Below are 17,206 nucleotides of genomic sequence, written 5' to 3'. Positions count from 1 at the left end.
AAATGTAATCATCAAAACTTGATGCTAAAAAAGAGTGAGATTATAGCTTAAATTTAATATGAAGTCAAAAAGAATATTGATAAATTTATTTTGTTTTTCATTAAAAATCGCTATAATTATCACTTTGGAAGATTAGCGTATCTGGTGATCGCCACTGACTTCAAATCAGATGAAAGGATAGTTGACTATTCTTTGGGGAGTTCGATTCTCTCATCTTCTCGCCAATATTAAGTAAAATCAAGGAAATTTTTATGAGCAAAGCAGATATTATTGTCGGCATTCAATGGGGCGATGAAGGAAAAGGTAAGGTAGTTGATAAATTATGTGAAAATTATGATTTTGTTTGCAGAAGTGCAGGTGGACACAATGCAGGACATACGATTTGGGTAAATGGTGTAAGATATGCGCTTCATCTTATGCCAAGTGGAGTTTTGCATCCAAGATGTATTAATATTATCGGAAATGGAGTTGTGGTTTCTCCTGAAGTATTGATTGCTGAAATGGCTCAATTTGAAAATTTAAAAGGTAGATTATATATCAGCGATAGAGCTCATTTAAATTTAAAACATCATTCTTTAATAGACATTGCAAAAGAAAAGCTCAAAGGCAAAAATGCCATAGGAACAACAGGTAAGGGTATAGGACCTTCTTATGCAGATAAGATTAATCGTACAGGACATAGAGTTGGAGAGCTTTTAGAACCACAAAGACTTTGTGAGGCTTTGATAAAAGATTTTGAAGCTAATAAAACTTTTTTTGAAATGCTTGAAATTGAAATTCCAAGTGCTGAAGAATTGCTTGCTGATTTAAAACGCTTTAATGAAATTTTAACTCCTTATATTACAGATACTACAAGAATGCTTTGGAAGGCTTTAGATGAAGATAAAAGAGTACTTTTAGAAGGAGCTCAGGGCTCTATGCTTGATATTGATCATGGAACTTATCCTTATGTTACAAGCTCAAGTACTATTTCAGCAGGCGCTTTAACAGGACTTGGGTTAAATCCTAAAGAAGCGGGAAATATTATAGGTATTGTAAAAGCTTATACAACGCGTGTGGGAAATGGAGCTTTTCCTACTGAGGATAAGGGTGAAGATGGAGAAAAAATTGCGCAAATTGGAAAAGAAATTGGCGTAAGCACGGGACGTAAAAGACGCTGTGGATGGTTTGATGCAGTTGCTGTAAGATATACAGCAAGACTTAATGGTCTTGATGCTTTATCTTTGATGAAGCTTGATGTTTTAGATGGTTTTGAAAAGATAAAAATTTGTCGTGCTTATGAATATAAGGGCATGGAAATCGACTATATACCAAGCGATTTAGAAAATGTTCAACCTATTTATGAAGAAATGGATGGTTGGGATAAAGTTTTTGGTATAAAAGATTATGATTTATTGCCAGAAAATGCTAAAAAATATATAGCAAGACTTGAAGAGCTTGCAGGGGTTAAGGTAAAGTATATTTCTACTAGCCCTGAAAGAGATGATACTATCATCTTATGAAAAGTAAATATAATTCTGTTGTAAAGGTAAGAAAACAACAACTTGATAAAGCAGAATCAAATCTTAATCAAGCCAAACAAAGACAGCTTGAACATGAAAAAGCTTATGAACTTTCACGCCAAGAGTGTGAAAGTTTAGGCGTATTGCCAAAATCAGGATCTATAGCAGAGTTAAGATCGAATTTAAGTATGGCACAAGTAGGACGCGAGGCTTTGGCAAGAGCTAAGGAGAAAGTAGAACTTTCTAAAAAAGAAATGAATCATTATCAGTTTTTATATCAAAAAGCACATTTAGATTATGAAAAAATGAAGGTTTTAGAAGCCGAGGAAATTAAACAAAAGCAAAAAGAACTTGCCAAGGCTGAAGAAAAATTTTTAGATGAAATTGCAATCAGTCGTTTTTTCAAAGGAGAAAAAGATGATTAAAAAATTTATATTGTTAGTTTTTATTTCAAGTGTAGTTTTTGGAGCTGAACAAGATTGTGAGCAGTATTTTGAAGCTAGAAAAGCTCAAATTGAATTGCAAACTAGAGAATTTGATGAAGCAAGACAATCTTTAGAAGCTTATAAAGCCTCTTTTGAAGCTTTGCAAAAAGAAAGGCTTGAAAATTTAGAAAAAAAAGAGGCTGAGGTTAATGCAACTTTGGCAAAAATTGAAGAATTAAAGCTTGAAAACGCAAGGCTTGTAGAAAAACAACAAAAGATTTTAAATTCAATCAATGATAAAACTCAAGGTAGGGTTAAAGAAATTTATTCCCAAATGAAAGATGCAGCCATTGCAGATGTTTTAAGTCAAATGGATGCAGAGGATGCAAGCAAAATAATGCTTTCTTTGGAATCGCGTAAAATTTCAGGTGTTTTATCTAAAATGGATCCAAAAAAAGCTAGCGAGCTTACTTTGCTTTTGAAAAATTTAGATAATAATGCTAGTAATTAGGTGATTAAAATAATGAAAATTTTTCATTTTTAACATTCTTTTACCAAAAATAAGCTATTATTTCAAACATTATCAAATAAAAGGTTTTTAAGATGCGTATAAAATTACCACATACTCCTTATATCGCAAATAAAATGATGTTAGATATAGCTAATTCTTCTTTTGTAGAAATTAAAGATCAATTAGAAAAGCTTAAGGTATGTATAATAGAAGTTTTAGAGAAAGATATTCTAAATGAAAGAAAATTAGATGAAAGAGTAAAAGAGCTTTTGGAGCAACAAGAAGATGAAATGGAGCTTATGCAAGTAGATCGTAAAAATATGTTTTGGCTTGTGAAGAAAAAGTTAGCTCCTGAATTTAATGTGATTTTAGATTCTGAAGATAGACATAATCATCTAGCGCATCAAATTTTAGAAGAACTTGTAGAGAATGATTATATTAATTTTATAGTGAGTGAAAATAGAGTTAAGAATTTAATCTTTTCAAGCATAGAGTCTTATCTTAAAATTTATGAAAAACTTGAAGATGAGGTTTATGAGAAAATTAGCAATTATAAAACAAAACCTATTCCAGGTAGCGAAGAATACGATCTTATCTTTGAAAAACTCTATCAAGAAGAGCTTAGAAAAAAAGGTATGTTTTAATGAAGGCTTATATTTATTTAGAAAATGATATTTTTTTAAGTGCCAAGGCTTTTGGAAAGAGCGGTACTTTTTTTGGAGAGCTTGTATTTAACACTTCTTTAACAGGGTATCAAGAAATTATTTCAGATCCTTCTTATGCAGGGCAATTTATCGTATTTTCCATGCCAGAAATTGGTATAGTGGGAACCAATGAAAATGATAATGAAAGTAAGGAAATTTTTGCAAGTGGTGTTTTAATGCGTGAATTAAGTTCCAGTTTTTCAAATTTTCGCGCTAAAGAAAGTCTGCAAGATTATCTTGAAAAACATGGAAAAATAGGAATTTATGAACTTGATACGAGATATCTAGTAAAAATGATAAGAAATAATGGCAATTTAAGAGCTGTAATTTCAACTGAAATTTCAAATAAAGAAGATTTAAAAATCGCCTTAGAAAAATCAGCAAAAATTGATGAAGTAAATTTTGTAAAAGAAGTTAGCACTAAGAAAAATTATTCTCATAAACAAGGCGTTTGGAACGCTAGTTTTCAAAAATTTAATGATGCTAAAAGAAGTGAGAAAAAAGTTGCTGTTATAGATTATGGTGTTAAAACAAATATCTTAAATGAACTTGTAGAAGTAGGTTTTGAAGTAGAAGTTTATCCATATAATGTTAAAGCAGATGAGTTGATTACTCTGTATAAAAAAGGTGAAATTCAAGGCGTGTTTCTTTCTAATGGTCCAGGTGAGCCAAGGATTTTAAAACAAGAGATTGCAGAGATTAAAAAACTTGCAGAAGCTAAAATTCCTATGCTTGGAATTTGCTTAGGTCACCAGCTTTTAAGTAATGCTTTTGGATATGAAACTTATAAAATGAAATTTGGACAACATGGAGCAAATCATCCTGTGATCAATCTTGATACAAAAACGGTAGAAATTACCGCACAAAATCATAATTATAATGTTCCAGAAGAATTAGCTCAAGTGGCTCATATCACTCATAGAAATTTATTTGGCGATAATGTTGAAGGAGTAAGATATAAAGACTATCCTATTATTTCAGTGCAACATCATCCAGAAAGTTCTTCAGGTCCTCATGAAAGTAAGTATATTTTTAAAGAATTTATGAATTTGATGTGAGTATAGATTTTTTAGCTATTATCAGCGTTGCTTTTTTATCTAGTTTTGGACACTGCTATTCTATGTGTGGTGGTTTTAATTTACTTTTTATAAATTTGAATTCAAAAAGCAATAATTTATTTTTATTAACTTTTATTTATAATTTGTTTAGAATTTTTGCTTATATTGTTTTAGGGATAATTTTTGGGACTTTTGGGAATATCTTGGCAATCAATGCTAAGGTTCAAAGTTTGTCATTTTTTATTCTTGGTATATTTATGATGATTTTGGGTTTCGCTCTTATTTTTAGAGGCAATATGTTATCTTTTATTGAAAATAATGTTTTTTTTGATAGTTTTGTAAAGAAAATTATTAAAAAATCTAAAAATTTTAAAGGATTAAAATCAGCCATATTTTTAGGATTTTCAAATGGTTTTGTTCCTTGTGGATTGGTGTATTTTTTTATAGCCAATGCAATGAGTAAGCAAAATATTTTTGAAGGTATTTTGGTAATGATGATTTTTGGAATATCAACTTTACCTGCGATGTTATTTTTTTCTAAAATTTCACAGTTTTTTAGTGATTTTTTGAAAAATTTATTTAATTATTTATCGTATGGCGTTATTGTTTGTTACGGTATAAATCTTGCCTATATAGGTTTTAAGGCTTTTCAATGAAAGATTTTTTTAAAGATCAGTTTTTTAAAGCTCTTGAAAAAAATACAATTTTTTCAAGAGCTGATGTTCAAGGAAATTTAATTTTTGTCAGTGATAAACTTTGTCAAATAAGTGGATATAGTAAAAAAGAGCTTATAGGAAAAAAACATTCAATATTTAAACATCCAGATGTTGAGGAATGTTATATTGAAGAACTTTTAAAAAAACTTTCATATAAAAAACCTTATCAAGTTATTTTTAAAAATATTGATAAATTAGGCAAAACTTTCTATCTTGAAACTTTATTAATCCCCATATTGGATAAAAATAATGAATTAATAGAAATAGTAGCATTCTCTCATAATGTTAGTAATTCTTTTAAGCTTAATGAAGAGCTTGCTCTAAATCACGCTAAATTAAGAGAATTAAGTATTAATCTTGAAAATACAGTTAAAAATCACCAACAAGAATTTATACAGTTAGGTAAAAAATTTGAGAAAAAAATGCAAATTGCCTTGGAAAAAAATGAAAAAGATATTAAAATAGCATATGAAGAGATTTTGAAATCTTCATTAGAACAAATGATTAGCGATATAGCACATCAATGGAGACAACCGTTAAATGAGCTCGGTATTGCCATGTTTCAAATGAAGCAAAATCTTAAAGATGAAAAAGGATTTGCTGAAATTTACTCACAATCAAAAGATATGATTAAAAATATGTCAGAAACAATTGATGTGTTTAGAACTTTGTTTAACAAAGGAGTAGAGCAGTGTGTATTTATAAAAGAGACTTTAAATAAAGCCTTGGAAATTGCTTTTGAAACTATAGAAAAAAATCATGTAAATATTAATATTGTTTCGAAAAGTGATTATGAAGTTTTGGCATATGAGAATGGTTTAATAAGAGTTTTTCTTAATTTGATTTTAAATTCAATAGAAGCATTTAAAAACAAAAAAAGAAAAATCATAACAATAAATTTTTCAAAATTTGGAAAAAATTATCTGAAAATTACAATAAAAGATAATGCTGGTGGGATTGATAAAGAAAATTTAGATAAAATTTTTCAACCTTATTTTACAACAAAACATCCTAGTCAAGGTATAGGAGTAGGACTTTATATAAGTAGACAAATTATCGAAAGTTTCCAAGGAAAAATAAAAGTTAAAAATGGAAAAGACGGGGCTTGTTTTGAGATATTTTTAAAACTAAAAGAGAGGGTAGAGTAGAAATGTCACAAGAATGTAAAGAATTGATAATATTAGTAGTTGAAGATGAGGTTAAGGCTAGAGAATCAATGATTAATATATTAAGCGAACGCTTTAGTAAAGTAATCGGAGCTCAAAATGGAGATGAGGGGCTTAAAAAATTTAAAAAATTTAAGCCAGATTTAGTTATCACAGATATTGCTATGCCTATTATGGATGGACTGGATATGGCAAGAGAGATTAAAGAAATTTCAGATGATGTCCCAATTGTTGTTCTTAGTGCGTATTCAGAGAAAGAGAGACTTTTGCGTTCTATTGATATTGGTATAGATAAATATTTGATTAAACCTGTTGATATAGAAGAGTTGTTTAAAGTTTTAGATTATCTGATAGGTGAAAAAATTGAAGCAAATATGCTTGTAAAAATTTCCGAAGAATATCAATTTAACAAAACTAAACGAACTTTGATTTACAATGGTGGAGAAATTGTTTTAACTAAAAAAGAATTAGCTTTTATTTCTTTGCTTTTAAAGCAACCTGGGGCTTTGGTTTTGCATGAAGATATTAAGAAAAATGTTTGGATAGGTGAACATGTGAGTGATACTGCTGTTAGAACTTTTATAAAAAGAGTAAGAGATAAAGTGGGTGAAGATTTTATAAAAAATGTGCCAAGTTTAGGTTATAAGATAAATATCAATAAATAAGACTGATTTAGCCTTAAAATATAAAACATAACAAATGATTAACAAAATTATCATTTTTAAGAAAAAATGTATAATTAATATTCTATAATATTCTCTTGTTATCAAAAATTTTAAGGAGAAAGTCGATGCATCCAGGTAATGTATTAAATTACGACTATACGGTTGCAAGATATTTTATGTTTGCGACCATATTGTTTGGCATTGTTGGTATGGCTATAGGAACTCTTATAGCTTTTCAAATGGCATATCCTAATTTAAATTATTTAGCAGGAGAATATGCCACTTTTTCAAGACTTAGACCACTTCATACTTCAGGTGTGATTTTTGGTTTTATGCTTTCAGGGATTTGGGCAACTTGGTATTATATAGGTCAGCGTGTTCTTAAAGTGAGTATGGCTGAGTCAAGATTTTTAATGGCTGTTGGTAAGCTTCATTTTTGGCTTTATATGCTTACTATGGTTTTAGCTGTTATATCTTTGTTTATGGGTGTGACTACATCTAAAGAATATGCAGAGCTTGAGTGGCCTTTAGATATTCTTGTTGTTCTTGTTTGGGTTTTATGGGGTGTAAGTATTTTTGGACTTATTGGAATTCGCCGTGAAAAAACCCTTTATATTTCTCTATGGTATTATATAGCTACATTTTTAGGTATAGCTATGCTTTATCTTTTTAACAACATGGAAGTACCAACTTATTTTGTTACTGGAATAGGTAAATGGTGGCATAGTGTATCAATGTATGCAGGAACAAATGATGCTTTAGTACAATGGTGGTATGGACATAATGCTGTGGCATTTGTATTTACTGTGGGTATTATTGCTCAAATTTATTACTTCTTGCCAAAAGAAAGTGGTCAGCCGATTTTCTCTTATAAACTCTCTTTATTTGCATTTTGGGGCTTAATGTTTGTTTATCTTTGGGCAGGTGGTCACCATTTGATTTATTCAACTGTACCCGATTGGATGCAAACTATGGGTTCGGTTTTCTCTGTAGTATTGATTTTACCTTCTTGGGGTTCAGCGATTAATATCTTGCTTACTATGAAAGGTGAGTGGAGCCAGCTTCGCGAGAGTCCGTTGATTAAATTTATGATTTTGGCATCAACTTTCTATATGTTCTCAACGCTTGAAGGGCCAATTCTTTCAATTAAATCTGTTAATGCTTTAGCACACTTTACAGATTGGATTCCAGGACATGTTCATGATGGAACATTAGGTTGGGTAGGATTTATGACTATGGCTGCGCTTTATCATATGACTCCTAGAGTTTTCAAAAGAGAGCTTTATAGCAAATCTTTAATGGAAGCTCAATTTTGGATCCAAACTACAGGTATAGTTCTTTATTTTGCTTCAATGTGGATTGCAGGTATTACTCAAGGTATGATGTGGAGAGCGACAGATGAGTATGGTAACTTGCTTTATAGCTTTATTGATACCGTTGTGGCTATTGTTCCTTATTATTGGATTAGAGCGATTGGTGGATTGTTGTATCTTATCGGTTTCTTTATGTTTACTTATAATATTTACAAAACAATTGCTTGTGGAAGAGTGCTTGATAAAGAACCAAAAAGCGCTTCGCCTATGGCAGCATAAAAAGGAGAAAATATGTTTAGTTGGTTAGAAAAAAATCCATTCTTTTTTGCTGTAGCTGTTTTTGTAGTGATTGCTTATGCAGGCATAGTTGAAGTTTTACCAAATTTTGCAGAAAATGCAAGACCAATTGAAGGTAAAAAACCTTATACGGTTTTACAACTTGCAGGGCGTGCAGTATATATTAAAGATAGTTGTAATGCTTGTCATTCACAGCTTATTCGTCCATTTAAATCAGAAACAGACCGTTATGGTATGTATTCTGTAAGTGGTGAATTTGCTTATGATAGACCTTTTCTTTGGGGTTCAAAAAGAACAGGACCTGATCTTGCTCGTGTAGGAAATTATAGAACGGCTGATTGGCATGAAAATCATATGTGGGATCCTACTTCTGTTGTTCCAGATTCTATTATGCCTTCATATAAGCATATGTTTAAAAATAATGCAGATATTGAAACTGCTTATGCTGAGGCTTTAACTGTGAAAAAAGTTTTCAATGTTCCTTATGATGCAGAAAATGGAACAAAACTTGGTTCTTGGGAGGATGCACAAGCTGAAGTAAAAGCTGAAGCTCAGGCTATAGTTGATCAAATGAAAAATCAAGAAGTAAAAGATGCTTTTGCTAAAGGTGAAATCAAAGAAATAGTTGCTTTGATCGCTTATTTAAATAGTTTAAAGTAAGATGATGGAACATTTATCAATAGTTTTTGATGTGATTAAAAATTTAATCACATTTGATTTAGCAACAGTTCAAAAACATGAGTGGGAGATTTTCCAAGGTTATGGTTTTTTTGCACTCGTGATGTTTTTGTCAATAGTATTATATGCGTATTTGTATCATTTATATAGAACAGAAAAAAAAGGCGAGAGAAATTATGAAAATTATGCAAACCTTGCCTTAAAAGATGATATTGATGATAGTGTATTAGAAAGTAAAAGGAGTGCTTAATGCAATGGTTAAATTTAGAAGATAATGTTAATCTCTTATCTTTAATTGGAGCTATTCTTATCATTTTAATCACACTGGTTATTGTGGGTAGAATGTTTAAGCAAATGAAAGAAAAGAAAGGCGAGTCAGAGCTTAGTGAACATAGTTGGGATGGAATAGGAGAGTATAAAAATGCTGTTCCTACTGGTTGGGCTGTGGTATTTTTCCTGACTATTGTTTGGGCTATTTGGTATTTTCTATGGGGATATCCTTTAAATTCTTTTTCAAGTATAGGTCAATATAATGAAGAAGTAGCAACTCATAATACAAAATTTGAAGAAAAATTTAAAAATTTATCTCCTGAAGATAAAATAGCAATGGGTCAAAATATCTTTTTAGTTCAGTGTTCGGCTTGTCATGGAATTACAGGAGATGGTATCAATGGTAAAGCTCAAAATTTAAATATTTGGGGTAGTGAAGAAGGTATAATCAATGTAATTAAACATGGTTCAAAAGGTATGAATTTTCCAGGTGGAGAAATGCTTGGTGCTGCTGATTTAGGTGTAGCAGAAGAAGATATCCCTGCTATTGCTGCTTATGTAGCAAAAGATCTTTCAGCTATTAAGAAAACTGCAAATGAAAATTTAGTAGCAAAAGGTAAAGAAGCTTATGCAACTTGTGCAGCATGCCATGGAGAAGATGGAAAAGGTCAAGATGGAATGTTCCCAGATCTTACAAAATACGGTTCTGCAGCTTTTGTAGTAGATGTTTTACATAGTGGTAAGGCTGGTTTTATAGGAACAATGCCGAGTTTTCCAACACTTAATGATATTCAAAAAGAAGCTGTTGGCGAGTATGTAATTTCTCTTTCAAGGGGTGAATGATGGAAAATAATAATAGATGCGTGTTTTCTCTTTCAGGTGTTACAGGTATGTTAATTGCTACGGTTTTGTTGCTTGCTATCTTAGCAGTTTTAACTATTTGGGGTCTTAAAGCTCAGCAAGAAGTGATGCAAAAGCCATATAGTCTTAAAGATGTACAAAGTGTAAAGATGTTTGGTTCAAAAGAACAAGATCATAGAAGTATAAAGGAAGCACAATGAGTAAGGCTTTGGAATATTTAATTGTTATTGGTTTAGTTGTTGCTGCTGCAATCACCGCTTGGTCGGTTTTGACCGTAAATCATCTTCATATAGGATGAAAAAAATATTACAAGATGGCTTTTTTTTAGCTATCTTCTTCTTTGTTTTATTGCCTTCTAGGGTTTTTGCTCTTGATGCTGTACTTTTTAATGAAAATATTTTAAGTCAAAAAGTAAGTAACGAGATTAATCTTATAGGAAAAGAGCTTTACCAAAAAAGTAATATTTTTATCGGCGTTATGGTTGGTGATAAAACTGAAATTGAAACTTTATTAAATAAACAAAAAGAACTTCCTCAATCTTATATATTGCTTCTTTTGTCAAAAAATTCTCACAAAGTTGATATAGTGGGCTCAAAAGGTGCTTTAGCTTTGATTGATAAAGAAGCTGTGCTTAGTCCTTATCCTGGAACAGGATCTATTTTGCCGATATTAGCTACAAATAAAGGTGATATTTATAATGCTGCTATACTTAATGGTTATGCAGATATTGTAGATCGTGTGGCAAAATCCTTGGGATTACAATTAGAACATTCTATAGGTAATGCAAATCGTGATACTATCAATATTTTAAGAATACTTATCTATGGATTTATTTGCTTTGCATTGTTATACTATGCACAAAGAAGAATAAAGAGGAAAAAAAATGTTAGAAACTAAAAAAAGTTTTTGGCCTTATGGTATTTTGCTTTCACTTTTGGCTATAATTATTGCTTGTATTGTAACGATTTTTATAGCAAGTCACCATCCTGTGTATGAGGATGATTTTTATTTTGACTCTTATCAAAATGTTGAAAATAATTACAATCAAATACAAAAACAACAAGTAAATTTTGATAAATTTTTTAAAGTAAATTTTCAAAATGATAAAATCACTTTTATAGGTAAAAGAAAAATTCCTAGTTATGAAGTGGATCAAAATTCCTATGTTGCAAATTTTAAAATTTCTGCATTACAAAATATAAATTCTAATGATTTAAAAGTTCAAGTTCTTCTTACAAGACCATTCACTAAAAATTTTGATCAAAAGTTAGAAGGACAAGTTAAAAATGGAATTTTAAGTATCGCTTTACCTAAATTAGATAAAGGTAGATGGGAGCTTAAGCTAAAGTTTTATGCAAATCAAGAAACAGTGGGTTTTTTTAGCTACGAATTAAATGCTCAATGAAATTAAGAATTTTTAGCTCTTCAAGGCAAATTAGAGAATATTATAATCAAAAAAAACAGCAAAATGCTTTATTAGATAGTGCTATTCATATAGGTGAATTTTTAGATAAAGTTTGTTTGAGCAATTTTCATAAAGCAAGTTCTTATGAAAGTTTGCTTTTAATGCAAGAAGCTTGTCTAAAAAGTAAGGATTTAGAAAAAAAACTAGGAATTTCGGTAGAATTTTTTGCTTTTTTGAAAAATAACGAATATCTTTTTTCTTTTTTTAAAGAACTGAGTTTGGAAAAAAAAAGCATAGAAGATCTTAAAAACAATGATTATTATGCCACCTATAATGAACATTTGGAAATTTTAGATGAGGTATATAAGAATTATCTTGCTTTGCTTGAAAAGAATTCTTTTTATGATGATCTTTCTTTACCTAAAAATTACACTCTTAATAAAGATTTTTTAGATGAGTATGAAGCTATAGTTTATGATTTGCAAGGTTTTTTAAGTAAATTTGAAGAAAATTTATTAAGTGAAATTTCTCAGATTAAAGAAGTGGTTTTAAGTTTTAAAACGAGTAAATTTAATCTTGAATATCTTTTAAAACTTGATTTTTTAAAAATATTTGATTTAAAAATAAACACTCATTATGAAATCAATCTTTCAAAACAAGAGATCTTAAAAGAAGAAATTTTTAAAACAAAAAATTCAAAAATGAAACTCAAATCTTTTGAATTAAGGGCTTTGCAATGTGCTTTTGTTATGGATGAAATTTCACATTTTGTACGCAAAGGTTTAAAGCCTGAAAATATTGCAGTTATAACTCCAGATGAAAGTTTTTGTGAGTTTTTAAGACTTTTTGATAAAGACAATATGCTTAACTTTGCAAGTGGAATTAGTATTAAAGAGAGTTTGTTTTATCAAAAATTTCAAGCACTTTATGAAAGTGCTAGTAGTGCTTCTTTTGTCTATAAAAATCAAGAGGATTATTTTGAAGACACGCGGATGATGTTTGATTATCACAATACGCTTTTACATTCTTTAAAACTTGATTTTATAGAGTTTAAAAAGTATTTTGATGAGAAATGTGATTTTGAATATTTTGAAAAATTACTTGCTTTGTTTTTAGAAAATGAAAAGCAAGAGCTTATTTATTTGATACGAAAAGAACTTTATTTTATTAAAGATTTATTGAAAAATCAGTCTTTAACTCTTAAAGAGTTGATCCATCTTTTTTTCATGCAAATTTCACAACTTTCCCTTAGTGATGTAGGTGGAGGTAAGGTTACGGTAATGGGACTTTTAGAAAGTCGTGGGCTTTGTTTTGATGGAGTGATTTTGGTTGATTTTAATGAAGAATTTATTCCTAAAAGAAGTGTTAATGAGCTTTTTTTAAACAATGAAGTGCGTAAAAAAGCAGGATTGATTAGCTATGATAGAAGAGAAAATTTACAAAGATTTTATTATGAAAGCTTGATGAAGAATGCTTTAGAAGTAAGTATTTGCTTTGTGGAAAATGAAGAAAAAAGCAAATCACGTTTTTTAGATGAACTTGATTTTGACTTTTTTTATGAAACTCATATCCACCAAAAAGCTTATCTTAATGCTTTAAAATTAGACTATGAAGGCATAAAACCTAATCTAACTCCTATAAAAGCTCCTATTTTAAAGCATAATCCTTTCGAGTTTCCGCTTTCTTTTAGTCGTTTTAATTTATTGGAAAATCAAAAAAGAACTTATTATTATCGTTATATTTTAAATTTAGCAGAACCTAGGGTTTTAAGCGAGGAAAGCAAAGCGAAAAATCAAGGAAATTTTATCCATAAAATGCTTGAAATTTATTATAAAAATTATGCAAATAATGATTTTGATATAAACGTTTTTGCAAATTTATTGGATAAAGAATATCAAAAATACAATATTAGTGAACTTGATCTTGAAGTATTTAAATTAAAATTTATACAATTTGCTAAAAATGAAAAAGAGCATTTTTCAAAAGGCTTTTATGTCGCACATACAGAGCTTGAGTTAAACAATATTTTAAAGCTCGGAACAGATAGTATAAAACTTAAGGGTACTATAGATCGTATCGATAGTTCAAAAGAAGGTAATTTGATTATTGATTATAAAAGTGGAAAAGTGCCAAGTAATTCTTATCAACTTGCTTTTTACCAAGCTTTATATGATGAAAATGCAAGCGTGGGTTTTTATGATTTAAATAGTATGCAAATATTGCATCAAAAAGCCAAAAGTTTAGATGAGCTAAGAGAAAGACTTAAAGATTTAGTTCTTATGAGTAAGGAAGAAATAGAGTTTGAAAATGAACAAGATGAGTATTGTCCTTATAAACTCATTTATAAAAAGGAATTAAAATGAGTCAATTTGAGCCTTTTTTAGCATTAGAAGCGAGTGCAGGAAGCGGAAAAACCTTTGCCCTGAGTGTGCGTTTTGTAGCACTTATTTTAAAAGGAGCTAGGATTAATGAAATTTTAGCTTTGACTTTTACCAAAAAAGCTGCTAATGAAATGCAAAAAAGAATTATTGAGACTTTTTTAAACTTAGAAAAAGAAAATAAAACCAGTGAATGCAATGAACTTTGCAAGCTTTTAGGTAAAGATAAAGAAGAGCTTATTTCTTTAAGAGATGCTAAAAAAGAAGAATTTTTAAGAACAGAGTTAAAAATCAGTACTTTTGATGCTTTTTTCGGAAAAATTTTGCGTGTTTTTGCTTTAAATTTGGGCTTAAGTAGTGATTTTACAATGAGTGAAGAGAGGCTTGATGTAAGAGAGATTTTTTTAAAACTTCTTAAAAAAGATGAATTAAAAGATTTGGCTTATTATATTAATTTAGTTGATGAGAAAGAAAATTTTTTTAACGAGCTTGAAAAATTTTATGAGAATGCTTATTTTCAAAATCGTCCTAAAATTCTAAATCCAACTAAAGCTTATATCAATAAAGCTTATAGTGAGTTAAGAAGTTATTGTTTGGGTCTTACTCATGTAAAAAATTATAAAAATTTGTGTGACAATTTCAAAAGTGAAGTTTTAGATTTATCCGTGTTTATGCAATCAAGTTTTATGACAAAATTTGAAAGTACAAAATATTTACAAGATTTAGAAAGTACTAACCTGCATTTTAGTGCAAAAAGAATGGAGCTTATAAATGCTTTAAATACCTATGCCATAGAGCTTGAAAATTATAAAATTGCTAATTTAATGAATCTTTTAAATCATTATAGTGAAGCTAAAAATATATTTCATAAAGATAAAAATACCTTAAATTTCCAAGATGTGAGTAAAAAAGTTTATGAGTTAATAACCAGTGAATTTAAGGATATGATTTATTTTCGTTTAGATGGTTTTATTTCGCATTTGCTTATTGATGAATTTCAAGATACAAGCGTGATCCAATATCAAATTTTACGCCCTTTGATCGCTGAGCTTGTTTCAGGAGAAGGGGTTAAGAAAAATCGCACTTTTTTTTATGTAGGAGATAAAAAACAAAGTATTTATCGCTTTCGTAAAGGAAAAAAAGAATTATTTGATTTGTTAAAACAAGAATTTAGTCAAATTAAAAGTGATAATTTAAATACTAATTATCGTTCTAAAGAGCTTTTGGTTGATTTTGTTAATGAAACTTTTAAAGAAAAAATCAAAGATTATAAAGAACAATTTGCCTTAGAAAGTAAAAAAGGCGGTTTTGTGCGTATTGTGGAGTCTAAGGAACAAAAGGTTAAAAACCAAGCCCAAGAAATTAAGGAAAAGACTTTAGAAACTTTATTTGAGCAAATTAATTTTTTAAGATCTAAAAATATTTCTTATGATGATATTTGTATTTTGTGTTGGAAAAATAGTGATGCAGATATGGTTTTGGATTTTTTAAGAGAGCAAAATATTCCTGCATTTACTCAAAGCAATGTTTTACTTGAAAATAAAGCAAGTGTAAGACTTGTTTTAGAATATGCTAAATATTGTATTTTTGGTGATGAGTTTTACTTGGTATTTTTAAAGGAACTTTTAGGTTTTGAGCCGAGAAAAATTACCCTTGATTTTTCAAAAAATGCTATGGAAAATGTACTTTTTTTAATAAAAGAATTAAAACTTGATTTAAATGATATCGCTTTAATACAATTTATCGAATATGCTAAAACTAAGGAGAATTTTTTAAAGCTTTTATTTGAGCCTTGTGCTTTGAAAATAGTAAGCGAACAAAATATGGGAATTAGTATTATGAGTGTGCATAAATCTAAGGGTTTGGAATTTGATCATGTGATTTTACTTGATAGTTTATCTAAAAACAATTCAAACAATGAAGATATCATGCTTGAATATGATATCAATCAAGGTTGGCAACTCCATATTAAAGATAAAATTCGAGAGCTTACTAAAGAGCCTATTTATACTCTTTTTAAAGAAAATATTACAAGAGCAAATTATGAAGATGATATTAATAAACTTTATGTGGCTTTTACAAGAGCTAAGGAAAGTTTGATCATCATAAAAAGAAATGAAGAAAGTGTAAATGGAAATTATCCAAGTTATTTTAAGGGGGGATTTTTAAATATACATTCTCAAGAGAGAGGTTTTTTAGAAAGCAAAGAACAAATTTTAAGCGTTAAAAAAGAAAGCATTCAAACTTTGCAAAAATTTGAAAAAATTACCTTGCAAGAAATTCAAAGTGAAGAAAGGCTTGATAGTAAAGAACTATATTTTGGAAATGCTTTTCACTTTTTTATGCAAAATTTAAAACTTCCTAAGGGTGAAAATTTTCAAATACTTACTCAAAGATGCAAGAGTAAATTTAGACATTTTTTAGATGAGAGTGATTTTGAAAAGCTTTTTAAAAGAATTGAAATTTTACTTAAAAATATTCAATTTCAAAATTTGATTGGTGATGGAAAGCTTTTAAAAGAACAAGCTTTGAGTTTTAATGGAGAAATTAAACAATTAGACTTGCTTGCTTTAAAAGATGAAGAAGCTTTTATAATTGATTATAAAACAGGTCTTGCTATGCAAGATAAACATAAAGAGCAGGTAGGAACTTATAAGATCGCCATTAGTGAAATTTTGCAAAAAGATAAAGTGCGTGCTTTTATAGTTTATTGTTTTGAAAATGAAATTCAAATTTTGGAAATATAAACTTTATTTTTACTTAAATTAAGTAAAAATTAATATTATTTTTTATACAATCACATTTTAAATTTTTGGCAAAGGTAAAAATTATGACAAAGATAACAAAGCCAAACGAAGTAAAACGAGAATGGATTGTTTTAGACGCAGAAGGCAAACGCTTTGGTCGTCTTTTAACTGAAGTAGCAACAATTTTGAGAGGTAAAAACAAACCTTGCTTTACTCCAAATGTTGATTGTGGTGATTATGTAATTATCATCAATGCTTCAAAAGCTGTATTTACAGGTGCTAATAAAGCAGAAGATAAGCTTTATCATAGACATTCAGGATATTTTGGAAGTGTAAAAAGCGAAAAATTTGGTGATTTACTTGAAAAAAATCCTGCAAAATTATATAAATTAGCAGTTAGAGGTATGCTTCCTAAAACAAATTTGGGCAGAGCTATGCTTAAAAAATTAAAAATCTATGCGGGTAGTGAGCACCCACACACTGCACAAATTGCTAAAGAAGGAAAATAAT

General features: G+C 29.2%; 19 protein-coding genes and 1 tRNA gene. All 20 read left to right on the top strand.

Annotation, left to right across the window (positions count from 1 at the left end):
• The first annotated feature begins 126 nt into the window (after positions 1 to 126).
• The 20 genes from FBE87_RS07620 (at position 127) to rplM (ending at position 17,205) form a co-directional block, all read left to right on the top strand.
• Positions 127 to 224 (top strand) — tRNA-Sec (locus FBE87_RS07620).
• A 27-nt stretch (positions 225 to 251) separates the two neighbouring features.
• Positions 252 to 1,502, top strand: a complete 1,251-nt coding sequence (locus FBE87_RS07615; RefSeq protein ID WP_002868220.1) for an adenylosuccinate synthase — start codon at positions 252 to 254, stop codon at positions 1,500 to 1,502.
• The gene (locus FBE87_RS07610; protein WP_002797496.1) at positions 1,499 to 1,927 is read left to right on the top strand and encodes a flagellar export protein FliJ; all 429 of its coding nucleotides are present in this window, start codon (positions 1,499 to 1,501) and stop codon (positions 1,925 to 1,927) included. The genes FBE87_RS07615 and FBE87_RS07610 overlap by 4 nt, the downstream gene beginning before the upstream one ends.
• A complete protein-coding gene (locus tag FBE87_RS07605) occupies positions 1,920 to 2,438 on the top strand; it encodes a MotE family protein (RefSeq protein WP_002855458.1) in 519 nt (172 codons plus the stop codon). Before FBE87_RS07610 ends, FBE87_RS07605 begins: the two co-directional genes overlap by 8 nt.
• Before the next feature lie 92 nt (positions 2,439 to 2,530).
• A complete protein-coding gene (locus tag FBE87_RS07600) occupies positions 2,531 to 3,082 on the top strand; it encodes a DUF507 family protein (protein ID WP_002868221.1) in 552 nt (183 codons plus the stop codon).
• Positions 3,082 to 4,200 carry a glutamine-hydrolyzing carbamoyl-phosphate synthase small subunit gene (gene carA / locus FBE87_RS07595; RefSeq protein WP_002851156.1) on the top strand — a complete coding sequence of 373 codons (1,119 nt, stop codon included), beginning with the start codon at positions 3,082 to 3,084 and terminating at the stop codon, positions 4,198 to 4,200. Before FBE87_RS07600 ends, carA begins: the two co-directional genes overlap by 1 nt.
• Positions 4,197 to 4,856 carry a sulfite exporter TauE/SafE family protein gene (locus FBE87_RS07590; protein ID WP_002851528.1) on the top strand — a complete coding sequence of 220 codons (660 nt, stop codon included), beginning with the start codon at positions 4,197 to 4,199 and terminating at the stop codon, positions 4,854 to 4,856. The genes carA and FBE87_RS07590 overlap by 4 nt, the downstream gene beginning before the upstream one ends.
• Positions 4,853 to 6,064 carry a butyrate sensor histidiine kinase-like phosphatase BumS gene (gene bumS, locus FBE87_RS07585; protein ID WP_002868222.1) on the top strand — a complete coding sequence of 404 codons (1,212 nt, stop codon included), beginning with the start codon at positions 4,853 to 4,855 and terminating at the stop codon, positions 6,062 to 6,064. Before FBE87_RS07590 ends, bumS begins: the two co-directional genes overlap by 4 nt.
• A 2-nt stretch (positions 6,065 to 6,066) precedes the next feature.
• The gene (gene bumR, locus FBE87_RS07580; protein WP_002868223.1) at positions 6,067 to 6,747 is read left to right on the top strand and encodes a butyrate response regulator transcription factor BumR; all 681 of its coding nucleotides are present in this window, start codon (positions 6,067 to 6,069) and stop codon (positions 6,745 to 6,747) included.
• A gap of 125 nt (positions 6,748 to 6,872) precedes the next feature.
• Positions 6,873 to 8,339 carry a cytochrome-c oxidase, cbb3-type subunit I gene (ccoN, locus tag FBE87_RS07575; RefSeq protein WP_002868224.1) on the top strand — a complete coding sequence of 489 codons (1,467 nt, stop codon included), beginning with the start codon at positions 6,873 to 6,875 and terminating at the stop codon, positions 8,337 to 8,339.
• A 12-nt stretch (positions 8,340 to 8,351) separates the two neighbouring features.
• On the top strand, positions 8,352 to 9,017 hold the full coding sequence (gene ccoO, locus FBE87_RS07570; RefSeq protein ID WP_002851187.1) for a cytochrome-c oxidase, cbb3-type subunit II: 666 nt from the start codon (positions 8,352 to 8,354) through the stop codon (positions 9,015 to 9,017).
• Positions 9,018 to 9,021: 4 nt separating this feature from the next.
• Positions 9,022 to 9,285, top strand: coding sequence for a cytochrome c oxidase, cbb3-type, CcoQ subunit (locus FBE87_RS07565; RefSeq protein WP_002804842.1), 264 nt, complete (start codon positions 9,022 to 9,024; stop codon positions 9,283 to 9,285).
• Positions 9,285 to 10,148, top strand: coding sequence for a cbb3-type cytochrome c oxidase N-terminal domain-containing protein (locus tag FBE87_RS07560; RefSeq protein ID WP_002851306.1), 864 nt, complete (start codon positions 9,285 to 9,287; stop codon positions 10,146 to 10,148). The genes FBE87_RS07565 and FBE87_RS07560 overlap by 1 nt, the downstream gene beginning before the upstream one ends.
• The gene (locus FBE87_RS07555; protein WP_002858873.1) at positions 10,145 to 10,366 is read left to right on the top strand and encodes a DUF4006 family protein; all 222 of its coding nucleotides are present in this window, start codon (positions 10,145 to 10,147) and stop codon (positions 10,364 to 10,366) included. Before FBE87_RS07560 ends, FBE87_RS07555 begins: the two co-directional genes overlap by 4 nt.
• Positions 10,363 to 10,464, top strand: coding sequence for a hypothetical protein (locus FBE87_RS07550; RefSeq protein ID WP_002858872.1), 102 nt, complete (start codon positions 10,363 to 10,365; stop codon positions 10,462 to 10,464). Before FBE87_RS07555 ends, FBE87_RS07550 begins: the two co-directional genes overlap by 4 nt.
• A complete protein-coding gene (locus FBE87_RS07545; protein ID WP_002851454.1) occupies positions 10,461 to 11,063 on the top strand; it encodes a hypothetical protein in 603 nt (200 codons plus the stop codon). Before FBE87_RS07550 ends, FBE87_RS07545 begins: the two co-directional genes overlap by 4 nt.
• A complete protein-coding gene (locus FBE87_RS07540; protein ID WP_002851150.1) occupies positions 11,050 to 11,571 on the top strand; it encodes a FixH family protein in 522 nt (173 codons plus the stop codon). The genes FBE87_RS07545 and FBE87_RS07540 overlap by 14 nt, the downstream gene beginning before the upstream one ends.
• The gene (locus tag FBE87_RS07535; protein WP_002868226.1) at positions 11,568 to 13,934 is read left to right on the top strand and encodes a PD-(D/E)XK nuclease family protein; all 2,367 of its coding nucleotides are present in this window, start codon (positions 11,568 to 11,570) and stop codon (positions 13,932 to 13,934) included. Before FBE87_RS07540 ends, FBE87_RS07535 begins: the two co-directional genes overlap by 4 nt.
• Positions 13,931 to 16,696, top strand: a complete 2,766-nt coding sequence (locus tag FBE87_RS07530) for a RecB-like helicase (RefSeq protein WP_100621808.1) — start codon at positions 13,931 to 13,933, stop codon at positions 16,694 to 16,696. The genes FBE87_RS07535 and FBE87_RS07530 overlap by 4 nt, the downstream gene beginning before the upstream one ends.
• Positions 16,697 to 16,779: 83 nt before the next feature.
• Positions 16,780 to 17,205 (top strand): 50S ribosomal protein L13, encoded by a 426-nt coding sequence (gene rplM / locus FBE87_RS07525; protein WP_002779321.1) that lies wholly within the window; start codon positions 16,780 to 16,782, stop codon positions 17,203 to 17,205.
• The last annotated feature ends 1 nt before the right edge of the window (position 17,206 follow it).

The organism is Campylobacter sp. CFSAN093246 (assembly GCF_012889415.1).
Taxonomy (GTDB): Bacteria; Campylobacterota; Campylobacteria; order Campylobacterales; family Campylobacteraceae; genus Campylobacter_D; species Campylobacter_D jejuni.
This window is presented reverse-complemented; position numbering and strand designations above follow the sequence as displayed.